16 protein-coding genes and 1 pseudogene are annotated in these 17,621 nt (G+C 63.0%); 12 read left to right on the top strand and 5 right to left on the bottom strand.

All coding sequences use genetic code 11. From position 1 onward, the window contains the following. Positions 1 to 177 precede the first annotated feature (177 nt). Together O7A61_RS25250 and O7A61_RS25245 are read right to left on the bottom strand one after the other, a co-directional pair. Positions 178 to 1,461, bottom strand: coding sequence for a D-tagatose-bisphosphate aldolase, class II, non-catalytic subunit (locus O7A61_RS25250; RefSeq protein WP_337132137.1), 1,284 nt, complete (start codon positions 1,459 to 1,461; stop codon positions 178 to 180). Then, positions 1,458 to 2,411 (bottom strand): tagatose kinase, encoded by a 954-nt coding sequence (locus O7A61_RS25245; RefSeq protein ID WP_337132136.1) that lies wholly within the window; start codon positions 2,409 to 2,411, stop codon positions 1,458 to 1,460. Before O7A61_RS25245 ends, O7A61_RS25250 begins: the two co-directional genes overlap by 4 nt. Before the next feature lie 259 nt (positions 2,412 to 2,670). Between O7A61_RS25245 and O7A61_RS25240 the strand changes: the two genes are divergently transcribed. Then, positions 2,671 to 3,705, top strand: a complete 1,035-nt coding sequence (locus O7A61_RS25240) for a LacI family DNA-binding transcriptional regulator (RefSeq protein WP_337132135.1) — start codon at positions 2,671 to 2,673, stop codon at positions 3,703 to 3,705. On the opposite strand, the gene O7A61_RS25235 is transcribed toward O7A61_RS25240, so the two are convergent. The 3 genes from O7A61_RS25235 to O7A61_RS25225 all read right to left on the bottom strand — a co-directional run bounded on the left by O7A61_RS25235 (position 3,693) and on the right by O7A61_RS25225 (position 6,828). Beyond that, positions 3,693 to 4,643 (bottom strand): alpha/beta hydrolase, encoded by a 951-nt coding sequence (locus O7A61_RS25235; RefSeq protein ID WP_337132134.1) that lies wholly within the window; start codon positions 4,641 to 4,643, stop codon positions 3,693 to 3,695. The two genes, O7A61_RS25240 and O7A61_RS25235, sit on opposite strands and share 13 nt — an antisense overlap. Before the next feature lie 18 nt (positions 4,644 to 4,661). Further along, positions 4,662 to 5,810, bottom strand: coding sequence for a Gfo/Idh/MocA family protein (locus tag O7A61_RS25230; RefSeq protein ID WP_337132133.1), 1,149 nt, complete (start codon positions 5,808 to 5,810; stop codon positions 4,662 to 4,664). 256 nt (positions 5,811 to 6,066) lie between these two features. Further along, positions 6,067 to 6,828 carry a DeoR/GlpR family DNA-binding transcription regulator gene (locus O7A61_RS25225; protein WP_337132138.1) on the bottom strand — a complete coding sequence of 254 codons (762 nt, stop codon included), beginning with the start codon at positions 6,826 to 6,828 and terminating at the stop codon, positions 6,067 to 6,069. Positions 6,829 to 6,991: 163 nt separating this feature from the next. Between O7A61_RS25225 and O7A61_RS25220 the strand changes: the two genes are divergently transcribed. The 11 genes and pseudogenes from O7A61_RS25220 to O7A61_RS25170 form a co-directional block, all read left to right on the top strand. Continuing rightward, positions 6,992 to 7,792, top strand: a complete 801-nt coding sequence (locus tag O7A61_RS25220) for a class I fructose-bisphosphate aldolase (protein ID WP_027145058.1) — start codon at positions 6,992 to 6,994, stop codon at positions 7,790 to 7,792. A 3-nt stretch (positions 7,793 to 7,795) separates the two neighbouring features. Further along, the gene (locus O7A61_RS25215) at positions 7,796 to 8,746 is read left to right on the top strand and encodes a PfkB family carbohydrate kinase (RefSeq protein ID WP_337132132.1); all 951 of its coding nucleotides are present in this window, start codon (positions 7,796 to 7,798) and stop codon (positions 8,744 to 8,746) included. Positions 8,747 to 8,836: 90 nt separating this feature from the next. Then, on the top strand, positions 8,837 to 9,982 hold the full coding sequence (locus O7A61_RS25210) for an ABC transporter ATP-binding protein (RefSeq protein ID WP_337132131.1): 1,146 nt from the start codon (positions 8,837 to 8,839) through the stop codon (positions 9,980 to 9,982). A gap of 111 nt (positions 9,983 to 10,093) precedes the next feature. Next, on the top strand, positions 10,094 to 11,341 hold the full coding sequence (locus tag O7A61_RS25205; RefSeq protein ID WP_337132130.1) for an ABC transporter substrate-binding protein: 1,248 nt from the start codon (positions 10,094 to 10,096) through the stop codon (positions 11,339 to 11,341). A 120-nt stretch (positions 11,342 to 11,461) separates the two neighbouring features. After that, positions 11,462 to 12,358 carry a carbohydrate ABC transporter permease gene (locus tag O7A61_RS25200; protein ID WP_337132129.1) on the top strand — a complete coding sequence of 299 codons (897 nt, stop codon included), beginning with the start codon at positions 11,462 to 11,464 and terminating at the stop codon, positions 12,356 to 12,358. Between the two features lie 6 nt (positions 12,359 to 12,364). Further along, a pseudogene (locus O7A61_RS25195) lies at positions 12,365 to 13,206 on the top strand (carbohydrate ABC transporter permease). A gap of 206 nt (positions 13,207 to 13,412) precedes the next feature. Continuing rightward, positions 13,413 to 14,234 (top strand): sugar phosphate isomerase/epimerase family protein, encoded by an 822-nt coding sequence (locus tag O7A61_RS25190; protein ID WP_337132128.1) that lies wholly within the window; start codon positions 13,413 to 13,415, stop codon positions 14,232 to 14,234. A 4-nt stretch (positions 14,235 to 14,238) separates the two neighbouring features. Next, the gene (locus O7A61_RS25185) at positions 14,239 to 15,315 is read left to right on the top strand and encodes a Gfo/Idh/MocA family protein (protein WP_337132127.1); all 1,077 of its coding nucleotides are present in this window, start codon (positions 14,239 to 14,241) and stop codon (positions 15,313 to 15,315) included. Beyond that, a complete protein-coding gene (locus O7A61_RS25180; RefSeq protein WP_337132126.1) occupies positions 15,315 to 16,133 on the top strand; it encodes a sugar phosphate isomerase/epimerase family protein in 819 nt (272 codons plus the stop codon). The genes O7A61_RS25185 and O7A61_RS25180 overlap by 1 nt, the downstream gene beginning before the upstream one ends. Next, entirely contained in the window at positions 16,133 to 16,963 is an 831-nt protein-coding gene (locus tag O7A61_RS25175; protein ID WP_337132125.1) for an alpha/beta fold hydrolase, read from the top strand. Before O7A61_RS25180 ends, O7A61_RS25175 begins: the two co-directional genes overlap by 1 nt. Next, the coding region (locus tag O7A61_RS25170; protein WP_337132124.1) for a ribulose-phosphate 3-epimerase at positions 16,960 to 17,621 on the top strand (662 nt) is incomplete at its 3' end. The genes O7A61_RS25175 and O7A61_RS25170, both read left to right, overlap by 4 nt.

Here is a 17,621-nt window from a genome sequence, read left to right as displayed (position 1 = left end):
AACCCGCTCGCGAAGATCCATCGAATACCCTGCCATCCATGCTGGCCTCCTCCCAGCATGCATGTTGAATCAGAACGGCGATGATTTGGGAATCCCACGACTCTTATAAATTTCATCCCGCTCTAGCGCCGCGCCACGGGTGCGCTGGTTCTGATGCCACGGACATAACTGTCGGGATCAGCCAGTTGCGCTGGCATAGATGTCGAGAACATCCGTCACGCCTGCGATGAGGAGTTCCCTGGCCTTTGGCGCGACGGATCCGCTCGCCACCGCGCGGTCGAGACGGCCGAGATACTGGCTGATCAGGGGTGAGGGGATGTCGCGTTCGCCCAGCGCCTGCATCAGCGCGTTCACGGCCTGCCGCGCCGCCTGCACCGGCCAGTAGTAGCGGATACGGTCGCTGTAGGAGAAATGTCGCTCGATCCGCTGCTCGGCCTCGGAGCCGTGATGGTAATTCTTCCAGTTGCCGGGCGCAGCCAGCATGACGCGCTCCATCGCCGCCGGCAGGCTTTCCCGCGCCGGGTCGGGAGCAAGAATGTCAGCGATGTGGCTCAATCCGTAGAGCGCTTCGCGCAGCGCGAAGGTCAGCCATGGCCCGACCTTGAGGATGGCAAAACCGTCATCGACCAAAGCCCTTAGTGCGGCGACCGGCTGGTAGTCTGTCGAGTGGGCCTCGAAGACGAATTGCGGCAGGTCGCGCAGCGTGCCGGCGAGCGCCCGGGCGCGTTCCGGCCGGTAGGCGATCACCTCGGCATTGCCGAATTCGACGCCCGGCTGCACGACGACGCCGATCGCCCGCAAGAAGGCCTGGTCGAGGCCGCGCTGGCTGAAGGCATCGCGGTGGATGCGCACCGTCTCGCGGGCCGCCTCCGGTGTCGTCACCGCCAGATGGTCCATCGCTTCCAGGGCACCGCCCGGCACCGGCACTTCCGTGCCGATGACGTAGACAGCCTTGGTGCCGCCTGTTCGTTCAATCGCGGCCTCCGCCACCTCGGCCAGTTCGGCGGCGCGTGCGGCGATTGTCGCGTCTGGCGGCGACGCGCCTTCGCCGGCGCAGCCCATGCTGGCGTCCAGATGGATCTTGGTGAAGCCGGCCTCGGCATAGGCATCCACCATGCGCGCTGCCTTTTCCATGGCCTCAGGTGCCGGCAGGTGCTTCCAGGGATTGGGGCCGAGATGATCGCCACCGAGCACCAGCCTGTCCAGGGGAAAGCCGGCCTTGCCGGCGATGGCCTCGACGAAGCGGCGGAAATCGCCTGGTGTCATGCCGGTATAGCCGCCTTCGTGGTTCACCTGGTTGCATGTGGCCTCGATCAGGACGTCGGTGCCGCGCGCCTTGCCGTGGCGCAGCGCCGCTTCGATGATCAGCGGATGGGCCGAGCAGATCGAGGCGATGCCACAGCGTTCGCCGGCCGCACGGCCCGACGCTATGGCGGCCAGCCTGTCGGTCGCCTGGCTCATGCCGGTGCTCCGGTCTTGCTGGTCGCGATGAACGCCTCGACCTTGGCCAGCGAGGCGATGCCTTCCATCGGTCCCTTCTTCGTCACCGCCAGTGCGCCGCAGCCATTGGCGATCTCGAGCGCTCTCTCGGGTGCTTCTCCACGCAGCCAGAAGGAGACGAAGGCTGCCGCAAAACAGTCTCCGGCGCCGGTCGGGTCGATTTCGTCGACAACGAAGCCGGGTGAAGCGATGCGCCCTGACCGGTCGTAGTGAACGGCGCCCTGCGCGCCCTTCTTGACGACCACGGCGGAGATGCCGCGGTCCAGCATTTCGCGCGCCGCGCTCTCCTCGTCGGTTGCCTCGGCGAAGGTGAAGAGTTCCGGCCCGCTCGGCAGGAACACATCGGTCTTCGACAGCACGAAATGCAGGGCGTCGCGCATGCCTGGCAGATCGAGCATTTCCTTGCGGATGTTGGGGTCGAAGGAGACCGTGCCGCCGCGCGTCTTGACGGCTTCGATCCCGTTGCGGGCAACCTCGATCACCTCGGGCGAGAACAGCGATGTGCCCATGACGTGAAAATGGTCGGCGCCGGCCAGCAGCACGCGCGCTTCCGCGCCCATCTCGATCAGGCCGGCGGCGCTCTGCTTGATGTTGTAGACGAAGTGCCGGCTACCATCGGTCTCATAGGTGACGAAGGCGGTTCCGGTCGCAGCACCCTGATGGACGGCAATGGCCGAGATGTCGGCGCCGTCGGCGCGCAGGCGCTCGATGTTCAAATGGCCGAAATCGTCGTCGCCCACCGCTGCGATCAGTCCGGCCGGCTGGCCGAGCCGCGCCGCCTGATCGATAAAGATGGCGGGAGCGCCTGACGGAAACGGACCGACCAGCGGGCCGGGAGCGCGAAAACTCTGGCCGATCCGCTCGGCCATGATCTCGACCAGGATCTCGCCGGCGCAAACCAGTTTCTTCATGTCCTCACCATCTGCCGGACGGACGGCGTCCGATTGCCATGCGCTATCCGCATGTCCGTGCGGGTTCAAAACCTAAGTTGCCATTTTTAAAGCGTCAATAAATAATTTGACGTGCGCAATGCTTTTGCGTTGTAGTGGAAACATGGAAATTTGACTGAATAAGTTCGGTCAAGCAATGCTGCCTCAGCGCAATGGTCGCAAGACTGATTCTGGCCGGTGCGCGAAGGCTGGCATTGAGGGCAAGGAGCCTGAAATATCGATGGCGGAAAAGACGCACCGGACAATGGATGATTTCGCCAGGGCGTCCGGCGTGTCCCGGCCGACCCTGTCGAAGTACTTTGACGATCCGGCCAGCGTGAAGCCGGCGACACGAGCGCGCATCGAGGCGGCGCTTCGTTCGTCCGACTACCAGCCGAATGTTTTTGCCCGCAATCTCAATCGCAAGCGCACCCGCAATGTCGGCATCGTCGTGCCGGCGATCACAGATCCGTTCTACGCGGAGATGGTCAGCCGCATCGAACTGCGCTGCCGCGACGAAGGGTTTTGGCCGATCGTCATCTCCTCGCACGGTTCGCCGAAGCTGGAGGCCGAATCAGTCAGGACGCTGATGTCGCTGAAGGTCGCCGGCGCCATCGTCGCGCCCTTGGGATTGGTCTCCGAGCCCGGCGTCTTCGAGCGGATGAGCGAGGACATCCCGATCGTCTATTTCGACACCTATATCGAAGGCGACACGCCGTTCGTCGGCAATGACAACCACCAGAGCACCTCGACGATCGTGGATTATCTCTGCCGGTCCGGCGAACCGCCGGTCTATGTCGACATCCCGCACGTCAATCACAATTCGAGCGAACGGCTGCAGAGCTATATCGACACGATGCACGCCGCCGGCCTGGAGCCCACCGTTCTCAAGGCGGCGGGCGACTATAGCTGGGACTTCGAGCGCATCGGTCACGAATGGATGGACAGGACGCTCGGGAACGGCGGCCTGCCGGCCCGCACGCTGCTCTGCGCCAATGACCGTCTCGCCTTCGGCGTGATGTCGGCTGCCTTCTCGCGCGGGCTGAAGATCGGCCGCCGCGCCGATTGCGATTTCCGTGTCGCCGCTCATGACGATCATCCGCTGAGCCGCTACACCTGTCCCGCGCTGACCACCATGGCGCAGGACTTCGCTGCCATGGCTGGCCGCAGCGTCGAGATCCTGCTGGCGCTTCTGGACGAGGCTGACCCGCCCGGCCAGGATCTGGCGCGCAATGTCAAGCTTGGCGCGACCCTGGTGATGCGTCAGTCGGCCTGAACACCCGTCTGCCGCTGAAGCCAGGCCGCGGCCTCGCTCACCGCTTGCCGTGCGGCCAGGATGTGCCGGCCCATTGAGACGAAGCCATGGATCTGACCCGGCCAGTGTCGCAGCACCAGCGGCACTCCGTCGGCGCCCAGGCGCTCGGCAAAGGCCGTGCCTTCGTCGGCAAGGATGTCGTGGCCGGCGATCACGACGAAGGCCGGTGGTGCGCCGGCAAGGCTGGAGGCCAGCAGCGGCGATACGCGCCAATCCGCGATGTCATCAGGCGTTCGCACATAGTGGTCGCGGAACCAGGCCATGGTGGCGGCGGTGAGCCCGAAGCCGTCGCCGAAACGCCGGTAACTGTCCGCCGTCTGGCGGGCATCGGTGTTGGGATAGATCAGGATTTGGGCGGCAAGCGGCGGCGCCAGCCCGTCGCGGACAAGCAACGCCAGAACGGCGGCAAGGTTGCCGCCAGCGCTGTCGCCGGCAACCGTAATGCGGGCTGGGTCGATGCCGAGTTCGCCAGCGTTCCTGGCCATGAAGCGGAGCGCCGCCGCGCAATCCTCCAGCCCGGCGGGAAACTTGTCCTCCGGCGCCAACCTGTAATCGGGGCAGACGACGACGGCGTTGCCGAGATTGGCCAGCCAGCGGCAGATTTCGTCATGCGAATCGAGATTGCCGATCACCCAGCCGCCGCCGTGCAGGTAAAGCACGGCGCGCGCCCCGGTCCGCGGCGCGCCGATACCGCGATGGATGCGGATCGTGACCGGGCCGTTCGGCCCGTCGATCTGCTGCTGTCCGGTTGCCGCGACCGGCTCGTGCTCGCCCTGCTGAGCCGGGAACGAAGCGATATAGGCGGCCCGTGCCGCCGCCACGCTGCCATTCTCGAACGGTTCGCCGCCGGCGGCACGGCCGATTTCGAGGGCACGCAATGCATCCGGATCGAGTGTCATCGTCATCTCCGCTGCGGGTCAGGCGAGCAGGCCGCGTGCCTCGTCTTCGCTGAGCAGGGCCGGCTGGACGACGTCACCTGCGATCGCAACCGAGCTTTTCGTCTCGCCCGAATGCAGGATCGCTTCCATGATCTCCAACACATGCAGGGCCAGATTGCCGGAAGCTCGGGGTGTGGCGCCTGTCCGCAGCGAATGCACCAGGTCGGCGACGCCGAGCATGCGGTAATTGGCGCGGTTGGGCGCCGCGTAAGGCCAGTTGCGGTCACCGTAGAGTTCGCCTTCGCTGGCGAAATCCTTCCACTCAGCGCCGCGTTCGGACAGCGACACGGTGCCGCCGAACGTGTCCGGGTCGGGCAGGCGCAGTGAGCCCTCGGTGCCGTGCAGTTCGATCGGATGGTTGGAATGCCTGAAGACGTCCCATGATGCGCCGAAGGTGACGGTCGCGCCGGAGCGGAATTCGAGCAGCGACAGCACATTGGTCGGCGTGCCGACCTTGAATTTGGTGTTCTTGAACGGCCCTTCGGCCGATATCAGCCGTTCCTCTTGGCCCTTCGTCGCCATCGCCATGACGCGGGCGACCGGCCCGAGCAGATTGACCAGCATGGTGAGATAGTAGGGTCCCATGTCGAATACGGGGCCGCCGCCAGGCTGATAGTAGAACTGCGGGTTGGGATGCCAGTGTTCCATGCCGCGTCCCATCATGAAGGCGGTGCCGGTGACCGGGCGGCCGATGGCGCCTTCGTCCATCAGGCGGCGCGCTTTGCGTCCGGCCGCACCAAGGAAGGTGTCGGGAGCCGAGCCGAGCAGCAGGCCACGCTTGGCCGCCTCGGTCACCAGCCGGCGCCCGTCGCTGGCCGAGATTGCGAGCGGCTTTTCGGTGAAGACATGCTTTCCCGCCGAAAGGGCGGAGAACGAAATGTCGAAATGCGCCGCCGGAATGGTGAGGTTGAGGACGAGGTCGATCTGGGGGTCGGCCAGCAGCGCATCGACGCCGAGTGCCCGAATGCCGTATTCCTTGGCCCGTAACGCCGCCATCTCGGCTGAAATATCGGCGCAGGCGCGCAATTCGATGCCGCCGAAAAGCGCGGCATTGCGCAGGTAAGTCATCGAGATGTTGCCGCATCCGATGACGCCGATGCCGAGTTTGGCCTGTGATTTTGCCTGCATTTTCTGTCGTACCCTCCCACTGCGGTCACGCTGCCCGATCCGTCGCGATGGTGCCGGATCGCCTTCAAAATCGCTATACAACATTTTAAATATTGACGCGCGTAAAATTTTTATAGAACATGCGGAAATGGCTGGCGACGTCGGGAGGCTGCCAGCCTTGGGAGGAGAAAATGACAGACAGAAAAAACGGCTGGCCGCCGATGCGAATCCGTGGGTCATCGGGTCTTTCGGTTGCGGCCAGGGGATCGCGACAGGTTCAGGCATAGATCACCTTGGCCCCGATTTTATCCAGCTGGCTGCGTATTGGACCGGGCAGGGCATCGTCGGTGATCACCACATGGACGCCCGACAGCGAAAATGCCTTCGAGGTCCCGCTGACGCCCCATTTGCTCGAATCCGCAAGGAGGACAACGCGCCGGGCCATGCGCACCAGGTTTCGCTTCGTTCGCGCCATGTCTTCGTTCACGTCGACCACATCCAGTGACGAGTCGATCGCATGCGCGCCAACAAAGACCTGATGCGCCACCAAGCCGCCGAGAGCCGTGTCGGCATCGGTAATCAGCGTGCTCACCGTGTCTGGATAGACCCGGCCACCGATCATGTGCACGTCGAGCCCGGGCCGATGCATCAGATGCTGCACGATATTCATCGCCGTGGCCGCGACCACGACATTGTTGAGCGGCGGTAACTGCATGGCAACCTGCATCAATGTCGAGCCGCCGTCGAAGATGACCGATTGGTTGTCCTCGAACAGCTCTACCGCTGCCCGGGCGATGCGTTTCTTCGCATCGAGGTTCGCTTGCATCCGCCGGGCGAACGCGGCTGTGGTCGAATCCGTGGTCCGGGTCACCGCCCCTCCACGGGTCTTGGTCAGCAGTCCCTTGTGGTCCAGTATCTCGAGGTCGGAACGCACCGTGACTTCCGACACGCCAAAATCGTCGGACAAGTCCTTTGTACGAACCTGCCCGCTGCGTTGCACCTCACTCAGGATCGATTGGCGTCTCTGCTCTGACAACATTGCCCTGTCCTCGCCTCCATGCACCGAGCAACCGCCCTGGCCTCGGCTCACCTTACCAAAAAATACGCAAATTCGAAAGCTTTCGAAAGATTGCATTTATCGTTTCTTTCGCAAACACTGGCTCTAGGATTTTGAAACCAAACGATTGGGACATTTTGCACTCATGAGCCTAGGAACCAAAGTGCGCCTTGCGCGCCTCTTCTCGCATCCATCGGGAAACCTTTTTGGCGGCGCGGTCGACCACTTTGTCGGCTATGGCGACGTGCGCAAAGGAGGTCTTGCCGATCTGCCGGGCGCGCTCGCCCGCGTCATGGTGGGCAAACCCGACTACGTCAGCATCCAGCCTGGCACCGCGCGCCACCTGTGGCCGCAATACGCGGGCAAGGCTTCCCTGGTGATCCAGGCCGGCTGCTTCACCCCGGACGATCGCATCAGTGAGCTGATTGCAACGCCCGAGGATGCGGTGCGCGCTGGCGCCGATGCGTTGGCCGTGGCCATTCCGGTACGCGGCGCGACCGAGGGCAAATACATACGCTGGCTGACCGATTCGGTGAATGCGGCGGCCCGATACGGCATGCCGGTAGTCGCGCATATCTACCCTCGCGATTTCACCGACGGCGCAAAAATCGTCTTCACCCCCGACGAGATTGCCTATGCGGCGCGCATCGGCTACGAGTCCGGCGTCGACGTGATCAAGATCGGCTACACGGGCGATTTCGAGTCGTTCCGAGAGACCGTTCGGACCTGCCCGGTGCCGGTTGTGATCGCGGGTGGCCCGAAGACCGATACACTGCTCGGCGCCCTTCAGCAGACGGCGGACGCCATCCGTGCCGGCGCGCGCGGTGCCGTGGTGGGCCGCAATCTCTGGGGGCATGGCGATCCGGAGAAGGCAGCGATTGCCTTTCGGAGCGTCATCCATGACGGCCTTTCGGCGCAAGACGCCCTGGCGAAGGCAGGTGCCTGAACGATGCCCACCGTCCCTTCAATCCTCGGCTTCGGAGCTATTGCGATCGACGACATCGTCTATGTCGATCAGCCGTTGTCGGCGGGCAAGGGGAAGGTTCTGCAAAGCACCAGAGCTTTCGGAGGAAATGTCGCCACTGCCCTTGCCGCCGTCGCGCGGCTCGGCGGAACCGCCGGGTTCGTCGGATGGCTGGGCAGTGCCGCGGACGACGCCGTGCTGTGCGATCTCGTTGCGAGCGGCGTTGAAACTGCATTCGCGCCGCGCCACCCGCACGCACGCCCGGTGCGCTCGCGGATTACCGTCGGCTCGGATGGGGAGCGGTTCATCGCCTATGACGACGAAGCGATGCTGGGCACCGCGCCGGACTTTTCGGACGAGGTCCTCAGCCGCGCGACAGTCCTGATCCTCGATAGTTACGCGATCCGGACGCTGGATGTCGTGGTTCGGGCTCGCGATCTCGGCCTTGCGATCCTCGGCGATATCGAATGGAGCAGCGGCCCAGCCACCGAGAGGCTGATCGCGCTGTGCGACCATCTCATTCTTCCCCTCGGCTTTGCGCGGGCTTTCACGGAGTGCCGATCGCCCGCCGAGATTCTCGATGCCTTATGGTTGCCGTCGCGGTCCGCCGTGGTTCTGACGGATGGCGGCAGGGGCGTCTATTATCGCGGACGCGACGAGACAGGGCTCTGGCACCTGCCTCCGCATCGGGTCGCCGTCGTCGATTCGACCGGCGCCGGTGACTGCTTTCATGGCGCCTATGCCCTTGCATTGGAGCGCGGGGCCGACACCGCGCGCCGGGTCGCATTCGCGGCCGCGGCGGCGGCCCTTTCGATAACGGGGCGGGGCGGGCGCGAGGCGCTTCCGACCGACGGCCAGGTCATGGAATTCCTGGCGTCGATGAACGCGCCGGCGGCAGTCGAATTGAAATATGCACAGCTCGATACTGGAACATAGCCTGAACTATTCGCAGAAAGTATTTCGCAGGTGAACATAAGCCGAGGAGAATTATAAAAAGCGGTGAATTAGACTTGTGGAGGGAGGAAGATGGCAGAAGTCATTCTTGAGAATATCTGCAAAACCTACGGGAACAATTTCAACGCGATCGACCACTTGAGCCTATCGGTCGAGGACGGTGAATTTTTGATTCTCGTTGGGCCGTCCGGCTGCGGCAAATCCACCGCGTTGCGGATGATCGCCGGGTTGGAGGACATCACCAGCGGCAGCCTTCGGATCGGCGGGATCGACGTCGTCGACATGCCGCCCAAGGACCGCGACATCGCGATGGTCTTCCAGAGCTACGCGCTCTACCCGCATATGACCGTGTTCGAAAACATCGGCTTTTCGATGCGGTTGGCAGGCAAGCCGAAGGCCGAGCGCAAGAAGCGCGTGGACAAGATCGCCAAAACCCTGCAATTGACGTCGCTGCTGGACAGCAAACCCGCGAACCTTTCAGGCGGACAGCGTCAACGGGTTGCCATGGGCCGCGCCATGGTGCGCGAGCCGGCCGCCTTTCTCATGGACGAACCCCTTTCCAATCTGGACGCGAAACTGCGTGTTCAGATGCGCGCCGAAATCACCAGCCTGCAAAAGCAGCTCGGCGTCACGACCATATACGTGACCCACGACCAAACCGAAGCGATGACGATGGGGGACAGGGTCGCGGTGTTGAAAGGCGGCGTGCTGCAGCAGGTCGACACCCCCAAGAGACTCTATGAATCGCCGGTGAACGCCTTCGTTGCCGGCTTCATCGGTTCTCCTTCGATGAACCTTTTCGAGGCGACCCTGACGGGCGACGACCTGATTTCCGGCACCTTCGCCGTCCGGCTGCGGGATGAGGCCTTCATCCGCAGGCCGGCCTTGAGATCCTATGCGGGACGCAAGGTCGTGTTCGGGATCCGACCGGAGCATCTCTATGACAGCAGCCTCGAATCCGGACGCAAGTATCAGACGATACCGGCAAAGGTGACCTCGATCGAGGAGCTCGGATCCGAGCACATCGTCCATCTGAACATCGATGCGGTCAGGGTGGACTCCGGCGACCCTGACGCGGTGGAGGATTTCGGCCGGGCGTCGAACGCGGTGGCGAAATTCGAACCGGTCAGCACAGTCCGCTCAGGCTCGGAAATCCAGTTGGCCCTGGATGACGTCAAGCTGCATTTCTTCGATCCCGAGACGCATCTGGCGATCTGAAGATCCGTGGCAAGGCCCGCAGGCGAGGGCGAGGCGTCTGCGTAAGAAGACTTCTGAATAACCAGACGATCGGCAGCATTGTGCGGTCGATCCCCAGAGAAGGAGGAGAATATGACGTTCCGTATAAAACCCGCGATGCTGAAAATAGCCGCGACCGCATGGTTGCTTGGCGCAACCGGCGCCATGGCGGATACGACGCTGGAATTCACCCAATGGTGGGAGCCCGAATTGCCGGCTGGCTCGCTCAGGGCGATCATGGATGACTTCGAGGCCGCGAACCCCAGAATCAAGGTGACGCTGGTCAGCGGCCCCTACGCGACCACGCGAGACCAGATCTCGGTTGGTGCGGCAACCGGAACGCTCAGCGACGTCGTCGGCCTCGACGGCGCCTGGGTAAACAATCTGAACGCGCAGAACGCGCTGGCTGACATGAACCCGATGATGGACACGAGCGGCTTCGACAAGAGCCAGGTCGCGGATATCATCAAGGTGGACGGCAAGGCGGTGATGTTCCCGGTCGCTTCGTTCGTCTATCCGGTCTTCGTGAATTTGGACCTCGCCGCCCAGGCAGGCGTGACCAAGCTGCCGTCGACCCGCGCGGAATTCCTCGAAGCCGCCAAGAAGATGACGCACGCCGACAAGAACCAGTATGGCTGGGTGCTGCCCCTGTCGCTGCAAACGCCGTCCGGTGTCCAGAACGACATGATGTCGTGGGTCTGGGCTTCGGGTCAATCGATGATGTCGAACGGCAAGCCCGACCTCGAGGGCAAACCGGTGGTGGATATGCTCACCTTCGTCAAATCACTCAACGACGCCGGCACCATCTCGCCCGGCATCGCCACCAAGACCGAGCAGGAAAAGGTCGAGGAATTCGTCAACGACCGCGTCGGGATGATGATCGACTCGCTTGCGCATGTGAACCTTATCCGCAAGCGCAATCCCAAGCTGAATTTCGACCTCATCCCGGTCCCGGTCGTGGAAAACTATACCGGAAAGCGCGGCCTTCCCTATGCCTCCTGGGGCATCGGTATCTCCGCGGCCTCGAAACATCAGGAGGAGGCGTGGAAACTCGTCCAGTATTTGATGAGCGAAAAGGTGAACGCCAAGCTCGTTTCGCTTGCAAACGCCTTCCCGGGCAATGTCAACGCCAAGCCTGACTTCGTGACGTCCGACAAGGCGTTCGGCAAGGCTTTCGAGATCTTCAAGACCGGCTATCTCGCCAACGAGTTCACGGGCCTGCCGGTGGCTGAAGACCTGATGACCCAGTTCGACGTGCAGGCTCAAAAGATGCTTGCCGGTGAGCAAAAGCCGGAAGAGGCGGCCGCTGCCGCGCAAAAGGGCTGGATGGCGAAATTCTGATCGGCGTGCTCCGCTCTCGCGGCCCACTTATCGGTTGGCCTGCCATTAGGCGGGCCAACCGGCAGATGACGAACCTGAATGGTATTTGAAGCTCTTTTCTCTTGTCGCGAGGTTGCCACCATGACCCGGCAGAAGCGCTCCCATCACAAGCTCAAACGAGCTGTGGCGCCCTATCTCTATCTGTCGCCTTCGCTGCTCATAGTCGGGCTCCTGATGCTGTTGCCGATGGTCACGGTGATTGCCTATTCCTTTCAGAACAGCGCGGTACTGCGTCGTGATCCATCCTTTGCCGGGCTAAAGCACTACCAGGCGATCTTTAACGATCCCGTGTTCTGGGCTTCGCTGTGGCATACGCTCTATTTCACATGCATGAGTGTCGTTTTCCATATGACCATCGGCATGATCTTCGCACTCATGCTGAACAGCGACCGCATCAATCCGACGCTGCGCAATGTGCTGCGCGTGCTCTACATCCTGCCATGGCTGTTCACCGCGGTGATTATCGCCGTGATCTGGCGTCTCTTGCTTGAGCCGAACGGTGTCGTGAACAGCATTCTCATGCAGATGGGCATCATCGGTTCCAAGATCGAGTGGTTTTCCTCGCCCGAGACCGCGCTGCACGCCGTCACTTTCGCCAATATCTGGGCGGGCTACCCGCTTTTCATGGTCAGCCTGCTCGCGGGCCTGCAAGGCATTCCCAAGGATTTCTACGAGGCCGCCGATATCGACGGGGCGAAGGCCTACCAGAAGCTGATCTTCATCACCATCCCGCAGCTGATGCCGATCATCATCAGCATCTCGCTGCTCGACTTCATCTGGACCATGCAGGTCTTCCCGTTGATCTGGATAACCACGGGCGGCGGTCCGATATACGCGACCGAGGTCCTCAGCACTTACACCTACAAGCTGGCGTTTTCGAGCTACAACCTGTCCCAGGCGTCGGCGAGCGCTGTGGTCATCCTGCTGATCTCTCTCGGCCTGACGCTGTTCTATATTCGCTATCAGCGGGCCAGGTAGGACGCCATGAGGAAACGGAACTCTGGCAAAGACAAACTGATCACCGTCGCGCTGCATGTTGCCCTCGCGGCAGGGCTGTTCTTCGCAGCCTTCCCGATCTACTGGATGCTCAGCAGCTCGTTCAAGTCGAATACCGAAATCTTTGCCCTGCCACCAACCATCCTGCCGAAGGCCTTCACGCTGGAAGCGTATGCAGCCATCCTCGGCGACCCGGTAAAGCTGCGCTTCTTCTTCAACAGCTACTTCGTGGCGGGAGCGGTGACCGTGCTGACAGTGCTGATCGCCTTGCTGGCGGCCTACGGTTTCAGCCGCTTCAACTTCCGCGGCAAGGGCAGCCTGAACACGCTCATCATCAGCACGCAGACGATCCCGCCGATCACACTTTTGATCCCCTTCTTCGGGCTTGTCGTTTCGTACGGCATCTTCGACACCTATGTCGCGCTGATCCTGACCTACCTGGTGTTTACGTTGCCCTATGCGATCCTGCTGATGACAGGGTACCTGAACACGTTGCCACGCGATCTCGATGAAGCCGTCGCCGTTGACGGCGGCACGAGTTGGACAGCGCTCTGGCGAGTGATCGTCCCGATTTCTCTGCCCGGTATCGTGGCGACGTCGGTCTACACCTTCCTGTTATGCTGGAACGAATTTCTCTTTGCGCTGACGCTGACGAAGTCCACGTCCATGCGCACCGTCCCGATCGCATACAGCTGTTGATGGGACAGCACGCCTTCGAATGGAACCAGATGATGGCGATGAGCGTGCTGGGCTCGCTACCGCTCTTGCTCATCTACCTCGTTGCCCAGAGGTTCTTCCTCGCCGGCATGACCGCGGGCTCGGTGAAGTAGGATGTCCATCCAAGGAGAACTGACGGAGCAGGCCCCCGTGTATTGCAATAGATCATTGGACCCTATCTGCTGGCGGGCGATATCGCCGCGGCCTCGGCCGTCGTCCCGTTCCGCTGATCATGCTCGTGCTGTTCTTCCAGCGCCACATCATCGAAAGCCTGACGCAGGGCCGCCTCAAGGAATAGGCGGAATCAAGGAATGAAAGGATGAACGTGAAAGACCTCAAAGTCGGCTGCCAGACCTTCACCTGGGAAATGCTGGGAGACCGGTTCACCGGTGGCCCCGACGATCTGTTGAAGGCGATCGCGGATGGCGGCTACGCCGGCATCGAGATCACCGACACCATGATCGGCGGCTACGCCGGCAAGCCAGCCGAGTTCGCCGCCGCGCTGAAGTCGTCTGGCCTGGCGCTCATTTCCTTCGCCTTCGGTTCGAAGAGCGGCTTTACGCTGAAGGATGAGATCGGCGCCGACCTCGAAACCGCCAGGCGCTGGATCGATTTCGTGGCAAACTTTCCCGATGCGCTGGTGTCGATCGGCTCGGCGACCGTCGTCTCCAACGGGCCGCGCGACGACAAATTCGCTATCGCGGCCGAGCTGTACAACAAGGCCGGCGAGCTCGGCCGCAAGGCCGGTGTCCAGATCGCGGTGCATCCGAGTTCCCATCACAACACGCTGCTGTTCGACCGCGCCGATTACGACGCGATCTTTGCCTTGCTCGACGCCGATCTGGTCGGCTGGGTGCCGGATACCGGTCACATCCTGCGCGGCCACAAGGATATGGCCGATACGCTCACCACCTACCGCGACCGCATTCGCTACATCCACCTCAAGGACGTCGACGCCAACGGCACGTGGGCGATGCTGGGCAAAGGTGTTTGCGACACGTCACAAGTCATCGAGATCGCCGGTACCGCGCCGAACTTCAACGGCTGGCTGGTGCTGGAAGAAGAATCCGACACCGCGGCCGCCGATCCGGCCGGTGCGGTCCAGACCAACCGCCAGACGATGCGCGGCTACGGGGCCTGAGACGATGATCAAGAAACAGGACAGACGCCTTAGGGTCGGTGTGCTCGGTTGCGGCCCGATCGCGCAGTTCGCGCATCTGGAATCCTGCGTCAAGGCCGGCAATGCCGACCTCCACGCCATCTGCGACGCGGCACCCGATCTGCTCGCCCGCATGGGTGCCACCTATGAACCGCAGAAGATGTATGCCGACTATGACGCCATGCTCGCCGATCCCGAACTGGAAGCGGTCATCGTCGCCACGTCAGATGCCTATCACGTGCCGATGTCGATCAAGGCGCTCGATGCCGGCAAGCATGTTCTCTGCGAAAAGCCGATCGGCACTTCGATCGAGGAAGGCGAGGCCCTGGCGGAGGCGGTCAAGCGCTCCGGCAAGGTGCTGCAGGTCGGGCACATGAAGCGTTTCGACCCGGCGCTGGAGGCCGCGCGCGACTTCGTCCGCGACGAGATCGGCGACGTGCTGGCGCTGAAGGCCTGGTATTGCGATTCCACCCATCGCTACACCAACACCGATGCGGTGCAGCCGCTGCCCGTCACCAGCAGGCTGGCGAAGAAACCTGCGGGCAATCCGAAGGCTGATCTCAGGCAGTATTTCATGCTGGCGCACGGCTCGCACCTCGTCGACACCGCGCGCTTCCTCTGCGGCGAGATCGTCGCCGTGCGCGCCCGCCTTAACGAGCGCTTCGGCGCCTATTGCTGGTTCGTCGAGGCCGAATTCGCCAGCGGTACACTCGGCCATCTCGATCTGACCGTCGCCGTGCGCATGGACTGGCACGAAGGGTTTCAGCTCTATGGCGAGAATGGTTCGGTCATCGCCAAGACGTTCAACCCCTGGTATTTCCGCGCCAGCGAGGTCGACATCTTCCACGAGAAGGACGCGACCTCGCGAAAACCGCTCGGCGCCGACGGCCATTTCTTCCGCCGCCAGCTCGAAGGGCTTGCCGAGACCGTGCTCACCGGCGCGCCGATGCGCGGCGCCAATGTCGAGGACGGCATCGCCTCGATCCGCGCCATGGTGGCGATTGCCCGTTCTGTCGAGACTGGCGAACGGGTTGAACTTGCCTCGGTTTCGGGTGCCGTCTGATGCGCCTCGGCATCTTCGCCAAGACTTTTCCGGGCACCGATCCGGCCGCCGTCTTGGCCGCGGTCAAGCAGGCCGGATACGAGACGACACAGTTCAATCTCGCCTGCGCCGGCCTGCCGTCGATGCCGGATGTCGTGCCGGCGGATGCCGTCGCCGCCATCCGCGCCGCCGCGCGATCGTCAGGCGTCTCGTTGGCCGCGCTGTCGGGCACCTACAACATGGCGCATCCCGACAAGGCTGTGCGCGACGATGGGCTGAGGCGGCTTGGCGTCGTCATCGAGACGGCCGCTGCTTTGGATATCCCGCTGGTGACGCTCTGCACCGGTTCACGCAATGCAGCCGACCAGTGGGCTTACCACTCCGACAATGCTGATCCGTCCGCCTGGTCCGATATGGCCGCCGAAATGGAAAAGGCGCTGGCGCTGGCCGAGAACGCCGGCGTCGATCTCGGCATCGAGCCCGAGCAGGCCAACATCGTCACCTCGGCCGGGGATGCGATGCGCCTGATCGCCGACATGGGCTCCAAACATCTCAAGATAGTGCTCGACCCCGCCAACCTGTTCGAGCATGCAACGCCGGACGAAGCGCGCACCATCGTCGCCGCCGCGATCGATGAGGCAGCCAGCCACATCGCCATGGCGCATGCCAAGGACCGTTTCGCCGACGGCCGCTTCGCCACATCAGGCCAGGGCGTCGTCGACTTCCCGGACTTCGTCGCGCGCTTGAAGGGCGTGGGTTTCGATGGCGCGCTCGTCACGCACGGCTTGCCCGCCGATGAAGCTCCTGGCGTCGCAATCTTCCTGCGAAGGCTGCTCTGATGGGTGTCGCGCCGACGATCATGCTGCGCGGCGATGCAGCGCTCCGTGTCTTCGACATGGGGCAGGGTCTTCCCATCGTCTTCCAGCATGGCCTCGGCGGCGATGCCGCCCAGGTGGCGCAGAACTTTCCCGACGGCCCGTCGCGCCGCCGGCTGACCGTCGAATGCCGTGCGCAAGGCGGCGCCAGTGCCGGCAGCGAGCGTCCGTTCTCGATCGCGATGTTCGCCGACGATGTGCTGGCTGCCGCCGATGCGGCCGGAATGGAGCGCTTTGTCGCCGGCGGCATCTCGATGGGCGCGGCGATCGCGCTACGCCTCGCATTGCATCACCCGGATCGCGTCTCTGGCCTCGTGCTCGTGCGTCCGGCCTGGGCCTTCGACGCGGCGCCTCAAAACATGCAGCCTTACGTCGAAGTGGCGGAACTCATCGACCGGCTTCCGCTGGACGAGGCGCGCGATGCCTTCGCGTCCTCCGCGACGGCAACCCGCTTTCGCTGCGAGGCCCCGGATAATCTCGCTTCGTTGCTCGGCTTCTTCGAGCGCGAGAATGCAACCGTCTTCGCCGAGGTGATGCAGTCGATCGCCAATGATGGGCCTGGTGTGACGCGGGCCGAAGCCGCCGGCCTTGCAAGGCCCACGCTGGTCATCGGCAGCGGCATCGATCTCGTCCATCCCGTGGCGACCGCCCGCGAACTGGCGGAAACGATCCCGAACGCGGTCTTCGCCGAGGTGACGCCGAAGACTCTCGACAAGAACAGCCATTTCGCCGAAATCCGTACCGCCATCGGTGGGTTTCTCGACAGAAATTTCAACAACCAGGACCAGTCATGATCTCGAAACTTTTGTCCGGCCCGGCCGCCATCGCCGCATTGCCGCGCGATCGTCTCATCGCCGAATTCTCATCGTGGTCTGCCAATCTCTCCAATTTCGAGAGCGACTTGAAGCGCATCGAACCCTATGTCGATCTGCACCACATCGATGCCGCGGACGGCCATTTCGCGCCGTCCTTCCTGTTCTTCCCCGATCTCGTCGCCCGCATTGCCAAACTGACGGCCAGGCCCATCCACGTCCATCTGATGGTCGATGGGGCGATCGTCGAAGAACAGACCCGCCAGTTCATCGAGGCTGGCGCCGACATGATCAGCGTCCATGCCGAGAATGGCGAATCGGGTCTGCGCGCGGTGCGGCTGGCGCGTGCACTCGGTGCCGAAGCCGGTGTCGTGTTGAGGCTGGAAACGCCGGTCGAGGCGGTGACGCCTTTCGTTTCCGAGGTGGCTTTCGTCACGCTTCTCGGCACCGCGATCGGGGTCAAGGGCCAGGGCCTGTCGGAGAAAGCCTGCGACAGGCTGGGCGAGGCCCGCGCTATCTTGCGGAACGCCGGCCGCGAGGCGGCTGTGGTGCTCGCCGCCGATGGCGGCATCCGCCACGAAACCGTGCCGCGGCTTCGCGCGGCAGGTGCCGAGACCGTGGTGCTCGGTTCGCTCGCTTT

Origin of the sequence: Mesorhizobium sp. Cs1321R2N1 (assembly GCF_037179725.1) — a bacterium.
Lineage (GTDB): Bacteria > Pseudomonadota > Alphaproteobacteria > Rhizobiales > Rhizobiaceae > Mesorhizobium > Mesorhizobium salmacidum.
Note: the sequence above shows the minus strand (reverse complement) of the source record. Positions and strands in the feature narration are given on the sequence as shown.